Origin of the sequence: Streptomyces sp. Z423-1 (genome assembly GCF_013009255.1) — a bacterium.
Lineage (GTDB): Bacteria > Actinomycetota > Actinomycetes > Streptomycetales > Streptomycetaceae > Streptomyces > Streptomyces gossypiisoli.
The window spans coordinates 5,024,200-5,045,422 of the sequence record NZ_CP053109.1; the positions used below are offsets into that span (position 1 = coordinate 5,024,200).

At 70.4% G+C, this 21,223-nt stretch carries 21 protein-coding genes; 7 read left to right on the top strand and 14 right to left on the bottom strand.

Annotated features, from left to right (window positions below):
* Window positions 1-6: 6 nt before the first annotated feature.
* The 9 genes from HJD23_RS22445 to mshD all read right to left on the bottom strand — a co-directional run bounded on the left by HJD23_RS22445 (window position 7) and on the right by mshD (window position 8,893).
* Window positions 7-189: a hypothetical protein gene (locus tag HJD23_RS22445; RefSeq protein WP_171110498.1), complete on the bottom strand. Its 183-nt coding sequence runs from the start codon at window positions 187-189 to the stop codon at window positions 7-9.
* A gap of 85 nt (window positions 190-274) precedes the next feature.
* On the bottom strand, window positions 275-1,111 hold the full coding sequence (locus tag HJD23_RS22450) for a hypothetical protein (RefSeq protein WP_171110499.1): 837 nt from the start codon (window positions 1,109-1,111) through the stop codon (window positions 275-277).
* 436 nt (window positions 1,112-1,547) lie between these two features.
* Window positions 1,548-1,970 (bottom strand): NUDIX hydrolase, encoded by a 423-nt coding sequence (locus HJD23_RS22455; RefSeq protein WP_171110500.1) that lies wholly within the window; start codon window positions 1,968-1,970, stop codon window positions 1,548-1,550.
* A gap of 26 nt (window positions 1,971-1,996) precedes the next feature.
* Window positions 1,997-3,112, bottom strand: a complete 1,116-nt coding sequence (locus tag HJD23_RS22460; RefSeq protein ID WP_171110501.1) for a CHAD domain-containing protein — start codon at window positions 3,110-3,112, stop codon at window positions 1,997-1,999.
* Window positions 3,093-5,324 (bottom strand): RNA degradosome polyphosphate kinase, encoded by a 2,232-nt coding sequence (locus HJD23_RS22465; protein WP_171110502.1) that lies wholly within the window; start codon window positions 5,322-5,324, stop codon window positions 3,093-3,095. Before HJD23_RS22465 ends, HJD23_RS22460 begins: the two co-directional genes overlap by 20 nt.
* 249 nt (window positions 5,325-5,573) lie before the next feature.
* Window positions 5,574-6,536 (bottom strand): ABC transporter permease, encoded by a 963-nt coding sequence (locus tag HJD23_RS22470; RefSeq protein ID WP_171110503.1) that lies wholly within the window; start codon window positions 6,534-6,536, stop codon window positions 5,574-5,576.
* On the bottom strand, window positions 6,533-7,420 hold the full coding sequence (locus tag HJD23_RS22475; RefSeq protein WP_171110504.1) for an ABC transporter ATP-binding protein: 888 nt from the start codon (window positions 7,418-7,420) through the stop codon (window positions 6,533-6,535). The genes HJD23_RS22470 and HJD23_RS22475 overlap by 4 nt, the downstream gene beginning before the upstream one ends.
* Window positions 7,417-7,857: a GntR family transcriptional regulator gene (locus HJD23_RS22480; RefSeq protein WP_171110505.1), complete on the bottom strand. Its 441-nt coding sequence runs from the start codon at window positions 7,855-7,857 to the stop codon at window positions 7,417-7,419. The genes HJD23_RS22475 and HJD23_RS22480 overlap by 4 nt, the downstream gene beginning before the upstream one ends.
* A 103-nt stretch (window positions 7,858-7,960) precedes the next feature.
* Window positions 7,961-8,893 (bottom strand): mycothiol synthase, encoded by a 933-nt coding sequence (mshD, locus tag HJD23_RS22485; protein WP_171110506.1) that lies wholly within the window; start codon window positions 8,891-8,893, stop codon window positions 7,961-7,963.
* A gap of 190 nt (window positions 8,894-9,083) precedes the next feature.
* Between mshD and HJD23_RS22490 the strand changes: the two genes are divergently transcribed.
* The gene (locus HJD23_RS22490; protein ID WP_171110507.1) at window positions 9,084-10,889 is read left to right on the top strand and encodes a bifunctional metallophosphatase/5'-nucleotidase; all 1,806 of its coding nucleotides are present in this window, start codon (window positions 9,084-9,086) and stop codon (window positions 10,887-10,889) included.
* A gap of 82 nt (window positions 10,890-10,971) precedes the next feature.
* On the opposite strand, the gene HJD23_RS44015 is transcribed toward HJD23_RS22490, so the two are convergent.
* From HJD23_RS44015 to HJD23_RS22500, 3 genes are all read right to left on the bottom strand, one after another.
* On the bottom strand, window positions 10,972-11,136 hold the full coding sequence (locus HJD23_RS44015; RefSeq protein WP_240980785.1) for a hypothetical protein: 165 nt from the start codon (window positions 11,134-11,136) through the stop codon (window positions 10,972-10,974).
* Between the two features lie 109 nt (window positions 11,137-11,245).
* Window positions 11,246-11,389 carry a hypothetical protein gene (locus HJD23_RS44020; RefSeq protein WP_232107944.1) on the bottom strand — a complete coding sequence of 48 codons (144 nt, stop codon included), beginning with the start codon at window positions 11,387-11,389 and terminating at the stop codon, window positions 11,246-11,248.
* Complete coding sequence (locus HJD23_RS22500; protein WP_171110508.1) at window positions 11,386-11,700, bottom strand: hypothetical protein; 315 nt, start codon at window positions 11,698-11,700, stop codon at window positions 11,386-11,388. The genes HJD23_RS44020 and HJD23_RS22500 overlap by 4 nt, the downstream gene beginning before the upstream one ends.
* A gap of 128 nt (window positions 11,701-11,828) precedes the next feature.
* Here HJD23_RS22500 and HJD23_RS22505 point away from each other — a divergent pair, with 128 nt between their 5' ends.
* The 6 genes from HJD23_RS22505 to HJD23_RS22530 all read left to right on the top strand — a co-directional run bounded on the left by HJD23_RS22505 (window position 11,829) and on the right by HJD23_RS22530 (window position 18,110).
* On the top strand, window positions 11,829-12,656 hold the full coding sequence (locus HJD23_RS22505) for a helix-turn-helix transcriptional regulator (protein ID WP_171110509.1): 828 nt from the start codon (window positions 11,829-11,831) through the stop codon (window positions 12,654-12,656).
* Complete coding sequence (locus HJD23_RS22510) at window positions 12,653-12,853, top strand: DUF397 domain-containing protein (protein WP_171110510.1); 201 nt, start codon at window positions 12,653-12,655, stop codon at window positions 12,851-12,853. The genes HJD23_RS22505 and HJD23_RS22510 overlap by 4 nt, the downstream gene beginning before the upstream one ends.
* Before the next feature lie 119 nt (window positions 12,854-12,972).
* Window positions 12,973-13,365: a DUF6507 family protein gene (locus tag HJD23_RS22515; RefSeq protein WP_232107943.1), complete on the top strand. Its 393-nt coding sequence runs from the start codon at window positions 12,973-12,975 to the stop codon at window positions 13,363-13,365.
* The gene (locus HJD23_RS22520; RefSeq protein ID WP_171110511.1) at window positions 13,362-15,770 is read left to right on the top strand and encodes a hypothetical protein; all 2,409 of its coding nucleotides are present in this window, start codon (window positions 13,362-13,364) and stop codon (window positions 15,768-15,770) included. The genes HJD23_RS22515 and HJD23_RS22520 overlap by 4 nt, the downstream gene beginning before the upstream one ends.
* Window positions 15,771-15,781: 11 nt before the next feature.
* Window positions 15,782-16,654 (top strand): immunity 49 family protein, encoded by an 873-nt coding sequence (locus HJD23_RS22525; protein ID WP_171110512.1) that lies wholly within the window; start codon window positions 15,782-15,784, stop codon window positions 16,652-16,654.
* A gap of 25 nt (window positions 16,655-16,679) precedes the next feature.
* Entirely contained in the window at window positions 16,680-18,110 is a 1,431-nt protein-coding gene (locus HJD23_RS22530; RefSeq protein ID WP_171110513.1) for a DUF6177 family protein, read from the top strand.
* Here HJD23_RS22530 and HJD23_RS22535 read toward each other — a convergent pair.
* Both HJD23_RS22535 and HJD23_RS22540 read right to left on the bottom strand, forming a co-directional pair.
* A complete protein-coding gene (locus HJD23_RS22535; RefSeq protein WP_171110514.1) occupies window positions 18,097-20,178 on the bottom strand; it encodes a pectinesterase family protein in 2,082 nt (693 codons plus the stop codon). The two genes, HJD23_RS22530 and HJD23_RS22535, sit on opposite strands and share 14 nt — an antisense overlap.
* A gap of 102 nt (window positions 20,179-20,280) precedes the next feature.
* Window positions 20,281-21,138: a hypothetical protein gene (locus HJD23_RS22540; protein WP_171110515.1), complete on the bottom strand. Its 858-nt coding sequence runs from the start codon at window positions 21,136-21,138 to the stop codon at window positions 20,281-20,283.
* Window positions 21,139-21,223: the final 85 nt, after the last annotated feature.

Genomic DNA, 21,223 nt, shown 5'->3' on the forward strand with positions numbered 1-21,223 from the left:
TTCGCTTCACGTGCGGGGGGAGTCGTCCCCGCGTTCCTCGGCCACCCTCAGGACCTCGTCGATGCTCTCCAGGCTCAGCCGGTCCTCGCCCGCCGCGGAGGCCGCGATGATCAGCTCTCCGCACAGCTCGATCTCGGCGAGGGCCACGTGGTCCTGAACTGCCGTACCGCCGACCGGAGCCACGTGCATCACCTCTTCTCTGCCGTCACCGGCTTCCTAGAGTAGGGAGTGGCCTACACAACGCGCATGGCACGGACGGGCTAGTTCGCGCCGGTCACTCCTCGGCGATCCGGCCCGCGTAGATGTCCTCCTCGGGCGGCAGGCGTACGTCGACGGGGGCGCCGAAGTCGTAGAGCAGCGTCGTCGACGCGACGGCCACGGTGGCTTGCTGCCGCCCGTTGACGAAGCTGAAGCGGTGCCTGATCTTGCGGATGCGGCCCTCGTCGTCGAGGTACACGTCGAACGGGACCTCGGCCTTGGCGAACCCTTTCGCCGCCGCCGCGAGCGAGGCCCGGCCCTCGGGGGACGCGGTTCTGGCGGCCGCGGTGAGGTCGGCGGTGCCCCGGTAGTGGTGCACCTCGGTGCCGGCGATCTCGGTGCGGCCGACGTACTGCGCGGTGCGGGTGCCGCGCAGCACCTCGGCGGCGGCGTAGGGGTCCGTGGCCCCGCCGGTGACCAGGTTGCCGTCCGAGAGGGTCGAGGTGTCGACGCGCACCCATTTGTCCGCGGGGACTCCGGCGCCTCGGTTCTTCATGTAGAGGGCGCCCGGCGCGAGGAGTTCGGTGATCGGGCGGTGCTCGGTCTGGCCGGACGGGTCCTGGGGGAGCATGACCTTCAGCCGGCCGCGCTGGCGGGTGTAGTCGTAGACGCCCTCGCCGCGGATGGTGACGCGGGTGCCGCCGGTCGCCATCTCCATCGACGTCCGGGCCTTGGACGTGCCCGCGTCGACCAGGGTGTCGGCGGCTTGGCGCAGCGTACGGACCGGGTCGGCGGGGCGGGCGTCCTCGGCGGCGGCGCCGCTGCCTCCGCATCCTGAGGCGAGCAGGCAGACGCAGGCCGTCAGTCCCGCCGCCGCGATCGTTCCACCCGTCCTGCCGTACTGCTCCGCCATCGCCTGCCTACCCCCAGCCGTACGTTCGTCTCGGGCCCCCTGTTGTTCCGGTTAACGACGGGTAGGTTGCGCCGTCACGCGGGGCCCGGGGTGGTGGAGGGGTGCGCGGGGAGTGTTCGATGGCGGTTCTCGGATGTGGCCGGGCCGGCGTACAGAAGGCGCTTACTCCCGGCTGGCCGGCTGTTTACCCGGCCCGGGTAGCGTCGTCGGGGTGACAGAGCAGGATCGGTTCGTCCGAGGGCAGGACCGTCCGGAGCATCACACCAGCACCGTCGAGCAGGGGCCCTTCTGCGTGGCCCGCTGCGTCTGCGGCTGGCGTGGGCCCGCGCGCCGGGCGCGGAGTCTGGCCCGGACGGACGCGGCGGGGCATATGGCCGGATCCTGACGGTCTTGCGCGTTCTCCGGTGTGCCGCAATCCTGACAGTCCCGCCCGCTTTCAGGCGTGGCGCATGGTCGCCAGTAGTTCGTCCACCAGTTCGCGGTCGCGGGGGTGGGTCAGGCGCGGCCGGGCCGCCGTGGGCGGCAGCCACAGGATTCGGTCGACCTCGGTGCTCGGGGTGAAGCCGCCCGAGGTGGCCTCGGCCGCCCAGTAACGGACCTGCTTGGGGCGGCCGTTCGCCAGGTAGTGCAGCGTGGGCAGCTCGGCGCCGGGCGTCGCGGTGTAGCCGGTCTCCTCCTCGACCTCCCGCAGCGCGCCCGCCAGCGGGGTCTCATCGCGCTTCAGCTTGCCCTTGGGGTGGGACCAGTCGTCGTACTTCGGACGGTGGACCAGACAGATCTCCAGTCCCCCGTCGACGGGGGAGCGGCGCCACAGGACGCAGCCGGCCGCCTGGACCGGGGTGTCCTTCGTACCGGTCAACGGTTGTTCACCGCCCCCTCGTGCGCTCAGGACGTCCCTACCGTCTGCTTCTGCCAGGACTGCTGGAACTCGAAGCGCGCCGCCTCCACCTCGTGCCGCTGGTCGGCGTGCAGCACGCCGAGCGCGTACGCCGTCGCCGGTGCGATACGCGGCGTACGGGCCGCGGCCGCCGCTGCCGCCGCCGCCTCGGAGGCGTCGCGGTGCCGGTTGAGGGCCTGTCCCGCGCCCAGCAGACGGACGTCGACCGGGGCGTTCTGGCCGTGGAGGACCTCGCGGGCGTAGCGGTGCAGCCGCAGCAGCAGGCGGACCTGGTGCCAGGGGGCGTCCTGCGGGTGCGGGGCGGGGTCCGGGGAGAGGCCGTGGATCAGGGCCTCCGCGTTGTACGGGTGGCCCGCGGTGACCAGGGGCAGGGCGGCCACCGCGTCCGTGAGGCGTTCCTCGGCCGCCGCCGCGTGCGGACGCAGGTCGGCGCCGGCCGCCGCCGGGGTGAGCGGGACCTCGCTGGCCAGTACGGCGACCTTGTCGGCGACCGCGTGGAAGCGGGAGGAGCCGAGCGCCTGCAGGGCGCTGGAGTGGGCCCGGGTCCGGGCGAGGGTGAGCTGGCGTTCGAGCAGCGCGCCCGCTTTGGCCGCGCCCACGGTGAGGTTGCCGCGCTCCGGGGCCGCCGGGGGACCGGCGGTGGGAGGCGCCGCCGGTTCCGCCCGTGCCGCGTCGGCGGTCCGGCTGCCCGCGGTCACGCCGGCCGTCGGCGTGTTCACCGACTGGACCGGGAACGTCGCCCCCGACAGCCGGTGCAGGGCCTGGAGCAGCCGTTCCAGGCGGGCCGCGTAGGAGTGTTCCAGGGCCAGGGTCCCCGACAGCCAGGCCAGTTCCGGGCGCATGCCCTCCGACCAGTCGGTGTCCAGCAGCGGACGGAACGTGTGCAGGCTGCCGCTGATGCGGCGGGCCGAGCGGCGCAGGGCGCGCGCCGCGTCGACGGTCTCCTCCGTGCCGTTGTGGTGGTTGGCCCCGGCACCGGTCTCCCGGTGCTGCCGGAGCGCACGGAGGAACTCCGTGGCCTGGGCGCGCAGGTAGCCCGCGAGGGAGTCTCCTGTCGCCGGCCCGGCCACCGGGTCCGTCGGGTCAAGGTGTTGCTGTGCCACGCCGGCGCCTCCGGGCGTCTATGAGCATCTCCTGGATGTTCCGCAGGGGTTGGCCGTCCGCGTCCATCGCGTGCCGGGTCCACTCGCCTTCCGGGCCCAGGTGCCAGGAGGCGGTGGAGTCGGCCATGCCCGTCTCCAGGAGCCGGTTGAGCGCGGCGCGGTGCGCCGGGTCGACGACGCGGACCAGGGCCTCGATACGGCGGTCGAGGTTGCGGTGCATCATGTCGGCGCTGCCGATCCACACCTCGGGCTCGCCGCCGTTGCCGAAGGCGAAGATCCGGGAGTGTTCGAGGAAGCGGCCGAGCACCGAGCGGACCCGGACGTTCTCCGACAGGCCCGTCACACCCGGCCGGATCGCGCAGATGCCGCGCACCCAGACGTCGACCGGTACGCCCGCCATGGACGCGCGGTACAGGGCGTCGATGACGGCCTCGTCGACCATCGAGTTGACCTTGATGCGGACGTAGGCGGGACGTCCGGCACGGTGGTGCTGGGCCTCCTTGTTGATCCGCGCTATCAGGCCGTCGCGCAGGGACTTGGGGGCGACCAGCAGCCGGCGGTAGGTCTCCCGGCGGGAGTAGCCGGACAGCCGGTTGAACAGGTCGGACAGGTCCGCGCCGACCTGCGGGTCGGCGGTGAGCAGGCCGAGGTCCTCGTAGAGGCGGGCCGTCTTCGGGTGGTAGTTGCCGGTGCCGACATGGCTGTACCGCCGCAGCGTGTCGCCCTCCTGACGGACCACCAGCGACAGCTTGGAGTGGGTCTTCAGGCCGACCAGGCCGTAGACCACGTGGCAGCCGGCCTCCTCCAGCTTGCGCGCCCACTTGATGTTGGCGTGCTCGTCGAAGCGGGCCTTGATCTCGACCAGGACGAGGACCTGCTTGCCGGACTCGGCGGCGTCTATCAGCGCGTCCACGATGGGCGAGTCGCCGGAGGTCCGGTACAGGGTCTGCTTGATGGCGAGGACGTCCGGGTCGGACGCGGCCTGCTCCAGGAACGCCTGCACGGAGGTGGAGAAGGAGTCGTACGGGTGGTGCAGCAGGACGTCCCGGGCGCGCAGCGCGGCGAAGATGTCGGGCGCGGACGCGGACTCGACCTCGGCCAGGTCGCGGTGGGTGCCGGCGACGAACTTCGGGTACTTCAGCTCGGGCCGGTCCAGGCTGTGGATGCGGAACAGGCCGGTGAGGTCGAGCGGGCCGGGCAGCGGATAGACCTCGGCCTCGCTGATCTTCAGCTCGCGCACCAGCAGGTCCAGCACCTCGCGGTCGATGGACTCCTCGACCTCCAGGCGGACCGGCGGGCCGAACCGGCGCCGCATGAGCTCCTTCTCCAGCGCCTGGAGCAGGTTCTCGGCGTCGTCCTCCTCGACCTCCAGGTCCTCGTTCCTGGTCAGCCGGAAGGCGTGGTGCTCCAGCACCTCCATGCCGGGGAAGAGCTCTTCCAGGTGCGCGGCGATGACGTCCTCCAGCGGGACGTACCGGCCGGGGGCGGCCTCCAGGAAGCGGGAGAGCAGCGGGGGCACCTTGACGCGGGCGAAGTGCTTGTGACCGCTGACCGGGTTGCGGACCACGACGGCCAGGTTCAGGGACAGGCCGGAGATGTACGGGAACGGGTGCGCGGGGTCCACGGCCAGCGGGGTCAGCACCGGGAAGATCTGGTGCCGGAAGAGCGTGAACAGGCGGGCCTGTTCCTTCTCGGTCAGCTCGCTCCAGCGGACCAGGTGGATGCCCTCCTCCGCGAGCGCGGGGGCGACGTCCTCGTGGTAGCAGGCGGCGTGCCGGGCCATCAGCTCGCGGGAGCGGGCCCAGATCATCTCCAGCACCTGCATCGGCTGCAGTCCGGAGGCGGAGCGGGTGGCCACGCCGGTGGCGATACGGCGCTTCAGTCCCGCGACCCGGACCATGAAGAACTCGTCCAGGTTGCTGGCGAAGATCGCCAGGAAGTTGGCGCGCTCCAGCAGCGGCGTGTTCGGGTCCTCGGCGAGCTCAAGGACACGCTCGTTGAACGCCAGCCAGCTGCGCTCCCGGTCGAGGAACCGGCCCTGCGGCAGCTGGACGCCGTCCACCTGCGCGTCCTCGTACACGTCGAGGTCGGCGTCGATGTCGGGTTCCAGGTCGGAGACCGTGGCCGAGACCGTGTGGGGGCGGTGCGCGGCGATGGAGCCCACGGAGGGCTGTACGTGCTGGACCTCTGCCGGGGCGTTCTGCTGGCTCATGGCCCCATTGTTCCGCGCCTGGGGCGAAACGGGCGCGTCGGACCGAGCGGGCGGGATCGTCACGGCCCCGTTCCCCGCATGGCCCTCGGGGGGCGGCGAAGGCTGTGGCACAACGGGCGTCATTGGCCGAGCGTCGCAAGCTTGGCTGAATCAATGGTTACGGGGACATGACGTGCGGGATAGCGGGGGGCGGCCCCCCGGCGTCCGCGGCGGCGGCGTACCCAGTACGCCGCCCGTCCTCGGTGCCGCTCAGGTGGTGCGGCGGCGCAGCAGCTGGAAGGCGGCCAGGACCGCGAGGGCGGTCACGGCGAGGACGATGCCGGTCTCCACCAGCTGCAGTGGCCAGAAGTGGGACGTGGGGTGGTAGTCACGGTAGTAGCCGACGATGTCGTGGTCGGCGAGGCACTGGGCGTCGTCGATGCACAGCGGGTCCTGGACGCGGGCACCGGTGGAGGTGAGGGCGCCCTCGTCGACGAGTGCCCCGCCGAACGCGGGGTAGCCGGTGGTGCCGGTCACCGTCTCGGTCGGCCACAGCCGCGGGCGCAGCTCGGACACGGCCACCGTCAGGGTCAGCAGGCCCAGCACGCCGACGCCGAGTCCGGCCGTGGTGCGGCGCGTGAGCAGGCCGGCGAGCGCGCCGACGGCCAGCGCGAGCAGGGCGTAGGCGGTGGCGAGGGTGCCGTTGGCGGTGAAGGTGCCGCTGCCGTACCAGTCGCGCGTGCCGGTCGCCGAGCGCAGTGTCCCGTCGGCCGACCACAGCAGCCGGTGCAGCAGGGTCAGGAGCAGAGTGCCCGCGGTGATCAGGGCGGCGGGCACGGCGAGCTTCGCCGCCAGCCAGCGGACCGGCGTCACGGACTGGGTCCAGGCCAGCCGGGCGGTGCCCTGCTCCAGCTCGCGGCCGATCAGTGAGCCGCCCGCCCAGGCGGCGATGAGGACCGGCGCCACGGTGAGCAGGCCGCTGCCGACGGTGGCGGCGAGTTCGTAGCGCTGGAAGGCGGACACGCTCGTGTCGCACTGCCCGAGGCCGCAGTCCAGCTTCCGGTACGCCTCCTCGGCCGCGGCCACGCCGGGCCCGTACGCCCACAGCAGGGCGCCCGCGGCGACGGCCACCAGCATCACCCAGAACCACAGCGCCGAGCGGTGCAGACGGAACATCGCCCAGGTCAGCCCGTGCAGCCGGCCGCTGCGCGCGGGGACGGTCACGGCGGTCATACGGCGGCCTCCTCTGGGGCGTCGAGGCGGAGCTCCGGCGCCTCGGGGGAACGCAGATGGGACAGCACCAGCTCCTCCAGGGACGGCTCGGCCGTCTCCCAGTCGCCGCCGACCGGGCCCCGCGGCCGGACCAGGGCGGTGAGCTGGCGGCCGGTCGTGCGGGACTCGACGACGGTGTGCGGGCCGAGGTCGCCGGTCGCCGGGCCGGTGAGGAGGGTGTGCGCGGCGAGCAGGTCGTCCAGCGGGCCGGACAGGCGGACCCGGCCCGCACCGAGCAGAAGCAGGTGGTCGCAGGAACCCTCCAGCTCGGCGACGACGTGCGAGGACATCACGACCGTGGTGCCGCGCTCGGCGGCGTCGGCCAGCAGCGTGCCCATCAGCTGGTGCCGGGCGAGCGGGTCGAGGTCGGCCATCGGCTCGTCGAGCAGCAGCAGTGCGGGCCGCTTGCCCAGCGCGAGGGCGAGCGCGACCCGGCTGCGCTGGCCGCCGGACAGGGTGCGGATCCTGGCGTCCGGGTCCAGCTCGCCGCCCGCGACGACCCGCTCGGCGACGGCCGCGTCCCAGACCCGGGGGTTGAGCTCGCGGCCCAGGCGCAGGGTCTCGCCGACGGTGAGCTGCGGGTGCAGGGGCTTGTCCTGGGCGACGTACGCCAGGCGCTCGCGGGCCGCGGAGGGGGTGCCGCCGAGGACGGTCAGCGTGCCCTCGGTGGGGGTGGTCAGCCCGGCGGCGAGGGCGAGGAGGGTCGACTTGCCGGCGCCGTTGGGGCCGACAACGGCGCAGATGACGCCGGTGGGCAGGCGGAAGGTGCAGGAGTCCAGCGCCTGCCGTCCACGCCTGCGGAACCTCTTGCCCAGCGCGGCCGCCTCGATGGCGGTGTCGGTCATGCCCGGTCCCCCTCGTGTCCCTGGTGCTGCGTGACCTGCTCATCGGGCGTGAACTGCTCATCGAGCGTGAACTGCTCATCGAGTACTGCGGTGAACAGCGCCGCCACGTCCTCCCGCTCCAGCCCCGCCCCGCGCGCCCGCGCCGCCCACGCCACCAGCTCCGCCCGCAACGGGGAGTCGGCCGGGGCGGCGCCCAGCGACCGCCGGACGAACGTGCCGAGGCCGCGCCGCGCCTCGACCAGGCCCTCGCGTTCCAGCTCGCGGTAGGCCTTGAGGACGGTGTTCGGGTTGATGGCGGTGGCCTCGACGACCTCGCGGGCCGTGGGCAGCTTGTCGCCGGGCTGCAGCAGGCCCAGCCGCAGGGCCTGCTTGGTCTGCTGGACGATCTGGACGTAGGTGGCGACGCCGCTGCGCCGGTCGATGCGGTACTCGACCACTCGGACACCACCCTTTCACTAATTGAGTAGTGAAAGGGTGGTGCAAGGAGAGGGGCGGCGTCAAGGCAGCCGCCCTCATCGCCCGCTCATGTGCGGATATGTCTCACGTCTCGGTGCGGTACATCAGATCCGTCTCGTACGTCGTGAAGCCCATCCGCTCGTACACGCTCACCGCCGCCTTGTTGTCGGCGTCGACGTACAGCATCGCCGTCGGCAGCGCCTGCGCCGCCAGATGCCGCAGGCCGATCGAGGTGAGCGCCTTGCCCAGCCCGGTCCCCTGCGCGCCCGGCGCGACCCCGAGCACGTACACCTCGCCGAGCTGTTCCTCGGCGTGCACCTTCGTCCAGTGGAAGCCGACGAGTTCGTCGCCGCGGAAGGCGAGGAAGAAGCCCTCCGGGTCGAACCACGGCTCGGCCTTGCGGTCGTCGAGGTCCCGCTGGGTGAGCGAGCCCTGCTCGGGATGGTGGGCGAAGGCAGCGGCGTTGACGGCCAGCCAGGCCGCGTCGTCCCGCCCCGGCACGAAGGTGCGCACGGTCACGCCCTGCGGCAGGGCTGGCTCGGGCAGGTCCAGGTCGGCCAACGGGCGCCGCATCTGGCGCAGTTCGCGGAACAGGGTGAGGCCCAGCACCTGGGCCAGGTGCCGGGCGGCAGCGTGGCCGCCGTGCGCCCACACCCGCAGCCGCTTGCCGGACGCGGCGAGCAGGGCGGAGCCGAGGGCGCGGCCGTGTCCGTGGCCGCGGTGCGAGGGGTGGACGACCAGTTCGGCGGCCGGCGCCTCCACCGGGTCGGTGTCCTCCAGCTGGGCGTAGCCGACGAGTTGGCCGCCGACGGTGAGCAGCAGATGGGACACGCCCTCACGGGCGCCGCCGCGGATCTGGAGGCGGCCCTGCTCGGACACCGCCTGCTGGCCGTCGGCGTGCGCGGCCGTCGCGAGCAGGTCGAGTACGGCCTCGGTCTGCTCCGGGGCGAGCGCGGCGTGGGTCTCGATGGAGCGGGCGAGGGGGCCGCCGGGCCGTGCGCTGTCGTCGCTGGTCATGCCTATGAGGGTACGGGGCGGGGGCGGCAAAGTGGCGGTACGGGGAGCACGGGCGGAAACCGGTACGAAAACCCGTGCGGATACCAGGATGTAACCATGAACCCCCTGTCGCGCTACGCGCGTTGACTCTAGGCTGCGGCCGGACGGGAGCCACGTCCCACGAACCTCAGCTGACCCACCAGGGGGGCACATGCCGGCCACACCACAGCCGCACCCGCACCGCAGACGCCGTACCACCCGGCTGCTCGCCGCAGCCGCCGGACTCGCCACCGTCGGTGCGCTGGCGGCCGCGCTGCCGTCGACCGCGAGCGCCGACGACCGCCGCGATGGCCACCGGCCGAGCCGCTACCAGGACGTGCAGCTGCTGTCCTTCAACGACCTGCACGGCAACCTCGAACCGCCGGCCGGGTCATCCGGCCGGGTCACGCATGTGCACGAGGACGGCACGACCGAGACGATCGACGCGGGCGGCGTCGAGTACCTGGCCACGCACCTGCGTGAGGCGCGCAAGGGCAACAAGTACTCGATCACCGCGGCCGGCGGCGACATGGTCGGCGCCTCCCCGCTGATCTCGGGCCTGTTCCACGACGAGCCCACCATCGAGGCGCTGAACAAGCTCGACCTCGATGTCACGGCGGTCGGCAACCACGAGTTCGACGAGGGCGCCAGGGAACTGGCCCGCCTCCAGTACGGCGGCTGCCACCCCACCGACGGCTGCTACACGGACAAGAAGTTCAAGGGCGCCGACTTCCCCTACCTCGCCGCCAACGTCCTCGACGAGAAGACCAAGAAGCCCATCCTCAAGCCCTACTGGGTGTGGAAGAAGAACGGCGTCAAGGTCGGCTTCATCGGCGTGACCCTGGAGGGCACCCCCGACATCGTCTCCGCCGAGGGCGTGAAGGGTCTGGTGTTCAAGGACGAGGTCGAGACGATCAACAAGTACGCCAAGGTCCTCCAGCGGCAGGGCGTGAAGTCGATCGTCGCCCTGGTCCACGAGGGCGGCTTCCCGGCCTCCTCGGCGTACAACTACGACTGCGACTCGCCGGGCGCGGGCGACGGCATCTCCGGCCCGATCGTCGACATCGCCAAGAACGTCACCCCGCAGGTCGACGCGCTGGTCACCGGCCACACCCACACGGCGTACGTGTGCACCATCAACGACCCGTCGGGCAAGCCCCGTATGGTCACCTCCGCGGCCTCCTTCGGCCGCCTCTACACCGACACGACCCTGACGTACGACCGGTGGACGGGTGACATCGCCCGTACGGCCGTGAAGTCGGCGAACCACGTGGTCACCCGGGACGTCCCCAAGGCGCCCGACATGACCGAGCTGATCAGCAAGTGGAACACCCTCGCCGCCCCCATCGGCAACCGCGCCATCGGCCACATCTCCGCCGACATCACCAACACCGGCACGGAGTCCCCGCTCGGCGACCTCATCGCCGACGCGCAGCTCGCGTACGGCAAGGAGCTGGACCCGGAGACCGACCTCGCGCTGATGAACCCGGGCGGCATCCGGGCTCCGCTCACCTACGCGGCCAAGGCCGGTGAGGGCGACGGTGTGGTGACGTACGCGGAGGGCTTCACGGTCCAGCCGTTCGCCAACACGGTCAACCTGCAGAACTTCACGGGCGAGCAGCTGATCCAGGTGCTCAAGGAGCAGGTGAGCGGCGCGAACACGGAGTCGCCGAAGATCCTTCAGGTCTCCTCGGGCCTGACGTACACGCTGGACCTGACGAAGACGGGCGCGGACCGGGTGCTCGCGGACTCGGTGAGGCTGAACGGCGCGCCGATCGACCCGTCGGCGGTGTACCGCGTCGCGACCAACAGTTTCCTCGCGGGCGGCGGCGACGGCTTCCCGACGCTGGGTCAGGGCACGAACGACCTCGTCGGCGGGGACGACCTGGCGGCGCTGGAGAAGTACCTGACGGCCAACTCCTCGGCCACGAACCCGATCGCACCGCCGAAGGCGGACCGGATCACGGTCGTGCGCTGACGGTTGCCTTCCTGACCCGAAGCGGGGCTCCGGAGCGAATCCCGGGGCCCCGCTTTTCTTCTTCCTTCTGACTGCGATTTCCCTAACTCCGCTTCGGCCCGGTGATCGCCTCATCGATCACGAATCCCTTGGCGGGGCCTTCGGAGATCGTGACCTCGGTGCCGTAGGGGACGCGGTGGACTCCGACCCAGTCGGCCTTGTCGGGCTCAGGTTCGGTGAGAACGGTGGCGCTTGCGGATGCGGTCACGGTCCTGGTTGCGCTTGCCGGGTGAGACCACCTCGACGATCACGGACAGCGGAAGCGGCCACGCCCAGCTCCTCGTCGTCGTCGTGCGGCTCCAGGCCCTCGGGGGCGATCAGGACATCAGGAATCCGGTGGGCGAGACCTCGATGGCTCCCTCGATGATCTCGGCGCGGTAGCCCTCGGGGAGTTCCATGGCCTTCCACGCCTGCCACAGGACCTCGTCCAGGTTGACCAGGGGCGATGGCCTCGGGATCACTCGATCAGGGTGTCGTGACGGGGTCGCTGTTCGCCCACCTCGATGCGCGCACCCCGGCTGACCGCGACCCGTAGTACGTCCTCCAGGGACTCGGTGGCCCGCGTGAGCGCGAACCGCACCGCGCGCTCGCCCGCCTTCTGGTCGGAGAGGACGGCCCTGGCACCGGCCAACACCTGCTCACCGGAGCTGATCTGAGCCTCCTCGATGTCATCGGCGAGCCGGGAGAGGAGTCCGCGGCCGCGGTCGGGGCTGAGGTAGCAGGGCTTGCCTTCGGGGGTGGTCCAGGGGAGGAGGCGGAGGGGGTGGGGCATGGGAGTCCTTCGGGGCAGGCTTTGACAGGCGTTGATTACCGTTCGCGTCCCGATCGTCACTGCTCGTGCGTACGCTTCGGAAGGGGGCGAGCGTTGACTGCTGACCCTGGGCAACGAGGAGGGGTGACGTGGCCGAAGTGGCTGACGGGGAACGGGTGTCGGGGCGGGTCGTGCTGGGTCGGACGCTGAAGTTCCTCCGGGAGAAGGCCGGGAAGTCGCTGGGCCAGTTAGCCGAGGAGACCGGGTACGACAAGAGCTATCTGAGTCGGCTGGAGTCGGGCACGCGGCTGTCCAAGGTGACGGTCATGGAGGATCTCGATGGGTATTACGGTGCGGGGGATCTGCTGGTCCGGCACTGGCAGGCGGCGCGGTTGGATGCCTTCAAGGACCAGTACAAGGCGTTCATGGAGCTGGAGACGACGGCTCGGGTCATGCAGAAGTTCACCCTGGGAATTCCCGGACTTCTGCAGACCGAGGACTTCGCGCGGAGGGTGTTGTCCGGGGCTCTGACAACGGCCGACGGCGATGAGGCCGTCGAGGAGCAGGTGGCGGCCCGGCTCGGGCGTCAGTATTTGCTGCGGCAGAAGCCGGAGCCCGAAGTCCGCGTCATCATGGACGAGTTCGCGCTCCGGCGACCCGCAGTCAACGGCGAGACCTGGCACGACCAGCTGCTCCATCTTGAGACCGCCGCCATGTGGCCCAATATGGCGTTCCAGGTGCTGCCGTTCTCGGCGGGAGCGCACCACCATATGAACGGATCGCTGACATTGCTCTGGCAGAAGGACGGAAGCGCAGTTGCCTACAAGGAAGGCAACGGTTGCAGTCGCTTGATCGAGGATCCGGACGAGGTGCTGTCACAGCGACTGTCCTACGATCGACTTCGCGATCTTGCGCTGTCCCCGCCGGACTCACTTGCGCTCATCAGGGCCGTACTGAAGGAGCATCGACACCCATGACGCACACCCCTGACCTCACCACCGCCACCTGGCGCAAGTCGAGCTACAGCGAGGGGGGAGACAACGACTGCGTCGAGGTCGCCGACGGTCACCCCGGCATAGTCCCCGTCCGCGATAGCAAGGCCCCGGACGGCCCGTTGATCGTGTTCGGGACAGCCTCGTGGACGGCGTTCGTGACGGGCATGAGGATCGACTGAGCCTTACCCCTCCGAGCGGCTGGATCCGGCCAACTCCCCTTGTACCGCATTGCGTTTGCAACCCCTTGTACGACAGTATGTTCGAGATTTCGGGGGTTGATGATGCACGGGGGGTTGCATTGACCGGTTGGGACGTCAGTCCGTCCGGCGTCGCGAGCGTGGTCTCCCATGTGGGGGACGTCATGACGGTCCTGGAGGAGATCGCCCAGGCGTACGCGGACGACATGGAAGGTGCGGCCACGTCGGCCGGGACGCTTGCTCCGGGTGGGGCGAGCGGTGAGTACGGGAGTCAGGGCGGGCTGGTGGCGGCCGCGCTCGCGGAGTTCATGGCGGGCACGGCTGACGAGTTGCAGTTCGTCGGTGTGCGCGTCGGCCGGTCGGTCAACGGTGCGGTCGAGGCCACCGTTGCCTACCGGGACGGCGACCTGGAGATGGCGGCTGAGGCCCAGCAGAGGGCGGCCGGGCTGGTCGTACCCGACATGCCGGACGGGTGGAAGGCCGGCCGCCTGTGATCAAGCCGGAGTCGATTCCACTTTTCACCGGCGATCTGGGTCAGTTGGAGCAGCACATCGATGCCCTGCGGGTCGACGCGGACGGAATCCGCCAGGCCGGCGGGGAGGCGCATCGGCAGTTCCAGGGGCTGTCGGCCTTCTATCAGGCCCCGGAAGCGGAACAACTGTTCTCCACCACCGCACCGGCACGCGCCGCCGCCGACAGCTTCGCGGACAAGGTCGCCACGGTTGCCGACGCCCTGCGGACGTACGCGGCTGAAGTCGCGCCGATCGCCAAGCGGTTGGAGCAGCTGCAGAGCGAGGCCACGGCGTTCGTGGCGGGGCTGAGGACCAGCAGCGGGGAGTTTGACGAGAACTGGACCGATGACGCGGACAAGGTCCAGGAGCATCAGGCGCTGATGCACGAGGTCGCGGTGGCGCAGGAGGCGTTCACGGCGGCCGAGATCGCCTGCCACAACAGGATCACCGCCCTGGTCGGCGGCACCCAGTACGTGATGAACACCGGGGCCAAGCAGTTCAAGCCGCTCGGCGCGGAGCTGTACGGCTACAGCGCCGAGGTGCTCGACCAGGCCGAGGAGCTGCCCTGGGGCACGCCGGTGACCCAGTCCCATGACTGGTGGGACCCGGAGGACTTCGACTACTACTTCAAAAGCTTCGTCTGGGACGGGCTGATCGTCGACAACGTCTGGGGCACCGTCGACGGGATGTTCTCCCTGGCCGGGATCAACGGGTCGCAGGAGTTCAAGGACTCCTGGTCGGGCCTGGCCCGGGTGGTGGTGGGCGCGGAGACCTACCTGATGGAGTCCGGCGGCAAGGAGCCCACGGGTGTCTTCGCGACGGACTTCGCTCAGGGCAGCAAGGAGTACGCGAAGGAGTTCGCCAAGGGCTTCGTCGCCTGGGACCAGTGGGGCGAGAACCCGGCCCGCGCCGCGGCGACGGTCGTCTTCAACGGCCTCACGCTGGGCGCGGGCCCGCTGAAGGCGGCGTCGGCGGGGCGGGCGGGGAGCGCGGCCAAGGCCGCGGCAACGGTCGCGAAGGTCGGCGACGCCATCGACCCGTTCAGCGCGGCGGCCAAGGTGACGGGGCATGCCATGCCGAAGATCGCCGAAGTGACGGCGAACCTGCGCGGCATGGACCGCATCGCCGACGCGCGTGCTCCGCACAGTGTCCTCGAATTCTCCGACGACGCCGGGCGTACCGTGCTTGTCGTCGAGGACGGCAGGTTCATCGTCCTCAAGGACGGCAAGGCCGTCACTGACGCTCCGATGCAGGAACGATCCGTCACGGCAGAGGCCACCGCGGGGCGGGAGAGGGAGCTGGCGGCAGTCGGTGCGGGGTCACGGACGCCGGATATGGCTGCTCATGCAGGCGCCTCACATCACGCCGATTCCCCCGGCGCCGGGTCGGGGGGCGCCGAAGTGTCCGGTACCGGCACAGGCCAAGCGCCACCACCCAGCAGCGGAGGAATCGGCGGCAGCGGTGGTCACGACGGCCAGGCCCCCGGCGGTCGGAACCCGCTCGATGTCGAGCGCGAGATCATGCGGAAGCAGGTTGAGCGGGCCAACAGCGACCCGCAGTGGTTCAAGGACCACTACAGATCCAACGGCTACCGGCGCTCCGCATCGGCCTACAGCGACTATGGCCGACCTGTTCCGCAGATCGTGCCCGACCCGTATCACCCAGGGAACTGGATCGCGAAGAGCGACATGCCGCCGGCGCTCAGGGAGCGCTACGTCTACAAGGACCCGATTCACGGGACGCGTTCGGCGGTCGACGCCGAGAATCTGCGCCACCTGGACGAGCAGGCGGCCAAGCGGGACGAGGCCATCGCGCTCGACAAGGCTGCGGAGCGCAGGCTCAGCGCGGCCGAGAAGGCCTACGCGGAACACCGCACCCAGGAGCTGGCCGACGCCATGCACCAGGCCGACGCGGAGCACTCCCCGCTGCACGGCGACGCGAACCGGCAGAGCGAGCTGTTCGGCGAGGAGGTCGCCGAGAAGCATGCGGTACCGGAGCATTACCCCGGCGCGGTACGCGTGGACGACGGGGCGTTCGGAAACAACCGGTTTGATCAGGTGTACCGGACGCCGGACGGTCGGTATGTGGTCGTGGAGGCGAAGGGGTCCCTCAGGGCTCAGCTGGGGGTACGCAAAGGGATCAGCGGGCGGTTGGTCACTCAGGGCACGCGGGAGTACTTCCAGACCATTCTGCAAGAGATGCGACACAGGGCCGGGAGGTACCAGAAGAACGGCCTGACCAAACAGGCAGACGCGGAGCTGGCCCTGGCAAACGAACTCAGGACCGCACTCAAGGAGGGCAGAGTCGACTATGTCCTCGTCAAGGCCAATGCTGACGGCGCTCAGTACGCTGGCTACCAGATGAAGCACTTCGACATCACAAAATGAGGAAACGGTTCATGGCGACGAGGATTCCCCGGCCCACCGAAGCGGTTGGCCACCCGGATCCAGACCGGCTTCGGCAAGAGTTCAACGACAGAGTCGTCAAGGACATCGATGAGCTCGAGGAGTGGCCCGACAGCTTCGGCATGACCTTCAGCGGTGCTCTGCACACCGCCAAACTCCAGTGCTCCCTCGACCCCACCGCCGAGTTGCTGGAGACCTGGGAAGCCTGGACCACCGCCATGCAGGTCGGCTCCGCCCTCTTCGCCTCGGCGACCGCTCCCGAAGGGGCGACCGTAGAGTGCATGATCGCTCACAAGGTGCGCGCCATCCCGGCCGTGGGGATCCGGCACTTCGTGGACGCGGGGACCTGGCTGGACGCCTTCTGGCTTGCGGTGATCTGTCGTGATCAGGCTCGGCTGACCCAGCTGTGCCAGGTGCCCATCGAGACGCTGCGTGCCTCGGGTGCGGTGTTCGAGGAGTACATCTACGACTGGGTCGATGCCCTCCAGACGTACTGGCTGGAGCGTCCCGGGCTGGGCGAGAAGCTGGTCGCCACTTTCGACAAGACGGATCCCGACCGGCTTCGCTTCGTCGACCGGGAGCTGATGCTCAAAATCCTTTATCCGCCGATCAACATGTTCTACCGCTTCATCAGCCGGGATCCGGAGAAATTCAACGAGGCCCTCGTGCAGGCCGTACAACTGCACAAGGAGTACTGGACGGCGGATGTCGAGGAGCGCCAGGAGACGAGTGACGGCGATGTCGCCCTCGCCCCTCTCGCCCTCGCCTGCCTCGCCTACGACGCCGGTCGTCCCATCGAGGTCGATTCGGAGTATCTGCCCGAGCACTTGCTGAAGCGGAGCTGGTTGGGCGAATTCCCGACATGAGGACCGAAACCGCCGAAGAGGCCCAGTGACCAAGGACGTCATCGCCCTCACCCCCAAGATGCCGGACCTGCGTACGCTGCTGGCGGGCCTGTACGCCGGCGGCCCCGACCTCGGCGTGCACAGCCTCGCCGACGGCGCCGTCGTCCAGCTATGCGGCCCCGACGGCCGTCCCCTCGTCTCCGTGGAGGCCCCCATCCTGGTCCAGGTTCCGGGCGAGACGTCCCGCCTGCTGGACGGTGTGGACGGTGCCGGGCAGGCCGGGCCGGTGTGGTGGACCGAGGCTCGTGCCTCCACGGCCGTCGCGGAGGCCGGACGCCTCGCGGGCTCCTTCGCCGGGCGCCTGGTCACCGTCCTGGGCGGCGCGGTGTGGCCGGCCGAGGCCGCGACCACCGAGGTCGTTTCCCTGACCACGGACGTCTCCGCCGTCGCGGCGCCCGCCACCGGCGGCCCCGCCATCGACGTCCTCACCCCGAGCACCGCCGTGGTCATCCAGGACCGTCCCCTGGCCCCCCTGACCAGCTGGCTCTCCGACGCCCTGCGCACGGCGACCGAGGGCGACCGCGCCCTGCAGATCGTCACCCCGCCCACCGCACGTCTCACGATGCCCACCCGCACCGCGCTGCGCGGCCTGCCCAACCGCTGGGTCGTCCAGGACCCCGACCACGGCTACTACGACGGGTTGTCCGGTGCAGTGCTGCACTGGAAGGGCGGCACCTTCACCCCCGTACGCGACGAGCAGGGCACCACGCCGGTCGCCGGGGCCTTCTCGGCCGGTGCCGGCACGGGTGAGCGCCAGCTGCTGCTGACCCTTCGCACCCGTCACCCCGCCGACCCGGATCTCGTCCTCGGCCGCGCGCTGGAGACCTGTTTCCGGCATCTGACGGGCACCGCGCCCGCCGGGTGGAGCACCGCCGAGCCGGTCAACGTGCCGTGGTCGACAAGGGGGTTGGCGGACCTGGCCCGGTCCCGGGCACCCCGGCCCACCTGGCTGATCGCCGTCGGGCACCCCGACCGCCCGGCCCTGGCCACGGTTCGGGTGCGGCGCACACCGGCGGGCGTCGAGGAGGACATCGCCGTCGCGCTCGGCTACGGCGAGGACGAGCCGCCGCCCCTGCACGCCCTGGACGGGCTCGCCGCCGAACTCGACGCAGACCACGGTCTCGTCACCCTGCTCACCGCCCTGCGCGCCGGCCGCCGCGACCTCACCGTCCCCGCGCACGCCGAGGCGCCGCCGGTGCCCGTCACCTTCACGCTCGGCCGTGACGAGGCCCGGCGCGTCGGCCGGTCGTATGCCGAGAGTCCGCCCCACGGCCCCACGCCCATGCCGCTCGGTCACGCCGCCGAACCCGCCCTGCACTACCGGTTGGGCGACGGGACGCTCCCGCAGGCGTGGGGCCGGTTCCGGGCACTCGTCGATCATCTGCGCCCGGCGGACGGGTCCGTCAGGACGCCGTAGGGGTCCAGTCGCCCAGCCAGTCCGCGACCTCCTGCTGTGCCGCCTGGGCGTCGGTCAGCTGCGGGCGGTCGGGGCTCGCGGATCCGGCGCCGGGGCCGGTGTTGCGGTACTCGGCGAACCGGTCGTTCTTCCAGGAGAAGCCGCCCATGTCGGACCACGGGGTGGACTTGATGGCGGCGCTCAGGGTGCTGTTGCGGACCGTGGCCTGCGGGCGCAGCGACGCGTCGCCGCCGGCGTGCCAGTTGCGGCCGAGGAAGAAGCTCGCGGCGGAGACGTCGCCGTTCACGGTCGAACGGTTGATGAGGAAGCCCTTGCGGTCGGCCGTGGTGCTCGGCGCGGTGATGTACCCGGCGGAGGTCCCGTCCCACCGCTTCTTCAGGGTGATGACGGACCGGTCGATCACGGCGGTCGCCCGGCCGAAGATGAAGTCGACGTTGCCGACGACGTAGGAGTTGGTCATGTAGACGCGGCCGAGCCTGTCCTTGGCGGCCGTGTCCAGCAGGAGCGTGTCCTGGTCGCCGTTGACGATGATGCTGTCCAGGAACACCTTGTCGGCGGCGGTGCGCAGCGCGACGGCCTGATGCCCGCTGAGGCCCTGGTTCGCCCTCTCGTCGAAGTCGTTGGTGATGGTCAGGTTGCGGGCCTGGAAGTCGTCGGCCTCGACGGCGACGGTGGCGCTGCCGCTGGTGCCGTACGTACCCGAACCGTCGGGCTTGGGCGTCCCGGCGGCGTTGTTGTAGACGATGACGGTGTCCTTACGGCTGCCGCCGGTGCCCTGGATGGTGACGTGCGGCTTGTTGGACGGCACCTTGACGGTCTCGCGGTACGTGCCCGGCTTGACGGCGATGACGACGCGCGAGGGGTTGTTCGCCGGGACGGCGTTGACGGCGGCCTGGACGGTGGAGTACTGGCCGGAGCCGTCCTTGGCGACGGTGAGGGTGGTGGCGGCAGCTGCCCTGGTGGCCGTACCGATGGACGTACGAGTACCGATGGACGTACGAGGGCCCGCGCCGGACCTGAGAAGCGCGGGGACGTCTGCGGCCTTGTCGAGGCTGTAGCCGTAGTACCTCTTCGGATCGAAGCCGCTCCCGCCGCCGCTCTCGTTGCGGCCGCTGGTACCGGAGAAGACGTTGCCGCGCTGGACGAGGGTGGCGGTGGTGTCCCTGATGACGGGGTTCCTGAAGCCCTGGAAGTAGGAGTTCTCCAGGACCATGCTGGTCTTCCCGCGGGCGTAGTTGCCGTAGGAGGAGCTGATGGTGGTGCCTGCCGTGTCCTCCAGGAAGTTGTTGTAGAGGTGGGCGTGGGCGGCGTTGTCGGTGGACGGGTTGCGCTGCTCGGTCTCGCGGATCCAGTTGTGGTGGATCGTGATGTCGGTGACGACGTTCTCGGTCCAGCCGATGCCGAAGGCCTTGTTGTTGTCGCTCAGTTTGTTCCAGGAGACGGTGATGTTGGTGCTGTCCTTGCGGACGTCGATGAGCCCGTCGGCCATGTGCCGCAGGTCGTTGTGATCGATCCAGACGTGGTGGGCGCCGTCCATCTGGATGGCGTCGAAGTCGTGGTCCTTGTCGTTCCAGACGCCCTGGTACGAGTCGCGGATGGTCAGGTTGCGGATGACGACGTTGTGGACCCCTTGGCCGAGGAAGAAGCCGCCGCCGACGATGTGCCCGGAGGTCCCTGCCCCGACGATGGTCTTGTCCGACTGGACCTTGATCTCTTTCCCGACCGGGTTCATGGTGATGGTCCCGGCTACGACGATGACGTACGGCTCCGCGGCCGTGGCGTACTTCTCCAGGTCGGCCTGCGTCTTCACGGTCACGATCTGACCGCCGCGCCCGCCATAGGTGCCGTTCTGGCCGAGGGAGCTGACGGACGCGAAGCCGTCGGCGGTGTCGGTGGCCCAGGAGGGGGCGGCGGTCGCGGCGGACGCCTTCTGCTGGGCGCCGGAGCCGAGGAGGCCGAGGTCCGTGCCGTAGGCGAGGGTGCCGGCGGCGGTCAGGGCGAGCGGGACCCCGGCCGCCAGGGCCTTCCGGCCTCTGCGGTGACGGGCCTTGCTGTGCTGCTCACTCATGCGGCGATCCGTTCCGTGCGGGTGATGGTCTGTCGACCGGTCGCCGCACGGAGCGGAAAGGTTGCCGCCCGCAGAGCCATGGAGCCGCGGTACCCTACAGGCCTACTTCGTGCAGGTGCTGGGGTCGAGCTTCTCCTCGATCTTGTCCTCGCGGCCGTCGGGCTGGCCGTTGGGCAGGAGCTTGTCGGAGACGCCGTCGATGTAGTAGCCGTACGAGTAGATCGTCTTCCAGCTCGCGTCCCGGCCGCGCCAGGTGTGCGTGGTGACGTCGCCGTCACCCTTGTTCCACTCGTAGTCCTCGACGTAGAAGACCGGGTTCACGCGCACCACGCGCTGGTACGGCGTCCAGGTCACGGCCACCTGCCGGCACGGCGGGATGGTCTTCTCGCTGCGGGTCTCGAACCGGGACTCCTTCTCCCAGCCCCATTCGTAACCGGCGCTGCCGCCCACGCCGCCCGAGAAGATGCTCTTGGCGAGAGAGAGGCTGATGGTGCCGCCGACGCTCTTCTTGGCGAACGTCTTGGTGCTGTAGCTGCTGACGAAGGTCTCCTTGTCGTCCGCCGATCCCCGGTTGCCGATCCACCGGGAGGTGCGGACCGGCTCGCCCTTGATGGACCACGTCGATGCCTCGGCATACCCGCACCAGCCGCGGAAGAGCTCCCATGGCCCGGCGGGCTTCCACAGCCCGAAGACGTCCCGCAGATACTCGTCGCGGGTCTTGAACTCGCCGGTGTCGACGTTGAGGGCGCCGTACACGCCCGTCAGGCTCGTCTCCTGGCTGCAGAGCCGCTCGATCATCAGGTCGGTGTTGCCGGGGTCGACGCCCCGGACGTTCTGCGCGCCACCGGGGCCGGCCGCCTGGGCTGAACCGGCGCCGGCCAGTACGCCGGATATGGCGAGGGCCGCGGAGGCGATGCTCAGGGCGCTTTTCCTGAGCGTCGATTTGCGAATGAGTCGCATGGGGGTTGGCTCACTCCTGTGTGCTGTGCACAGGCGCCGACGGGTCCGGTCGGCACCTGTCTGACAGCCAGGAAGATTTCAGAGA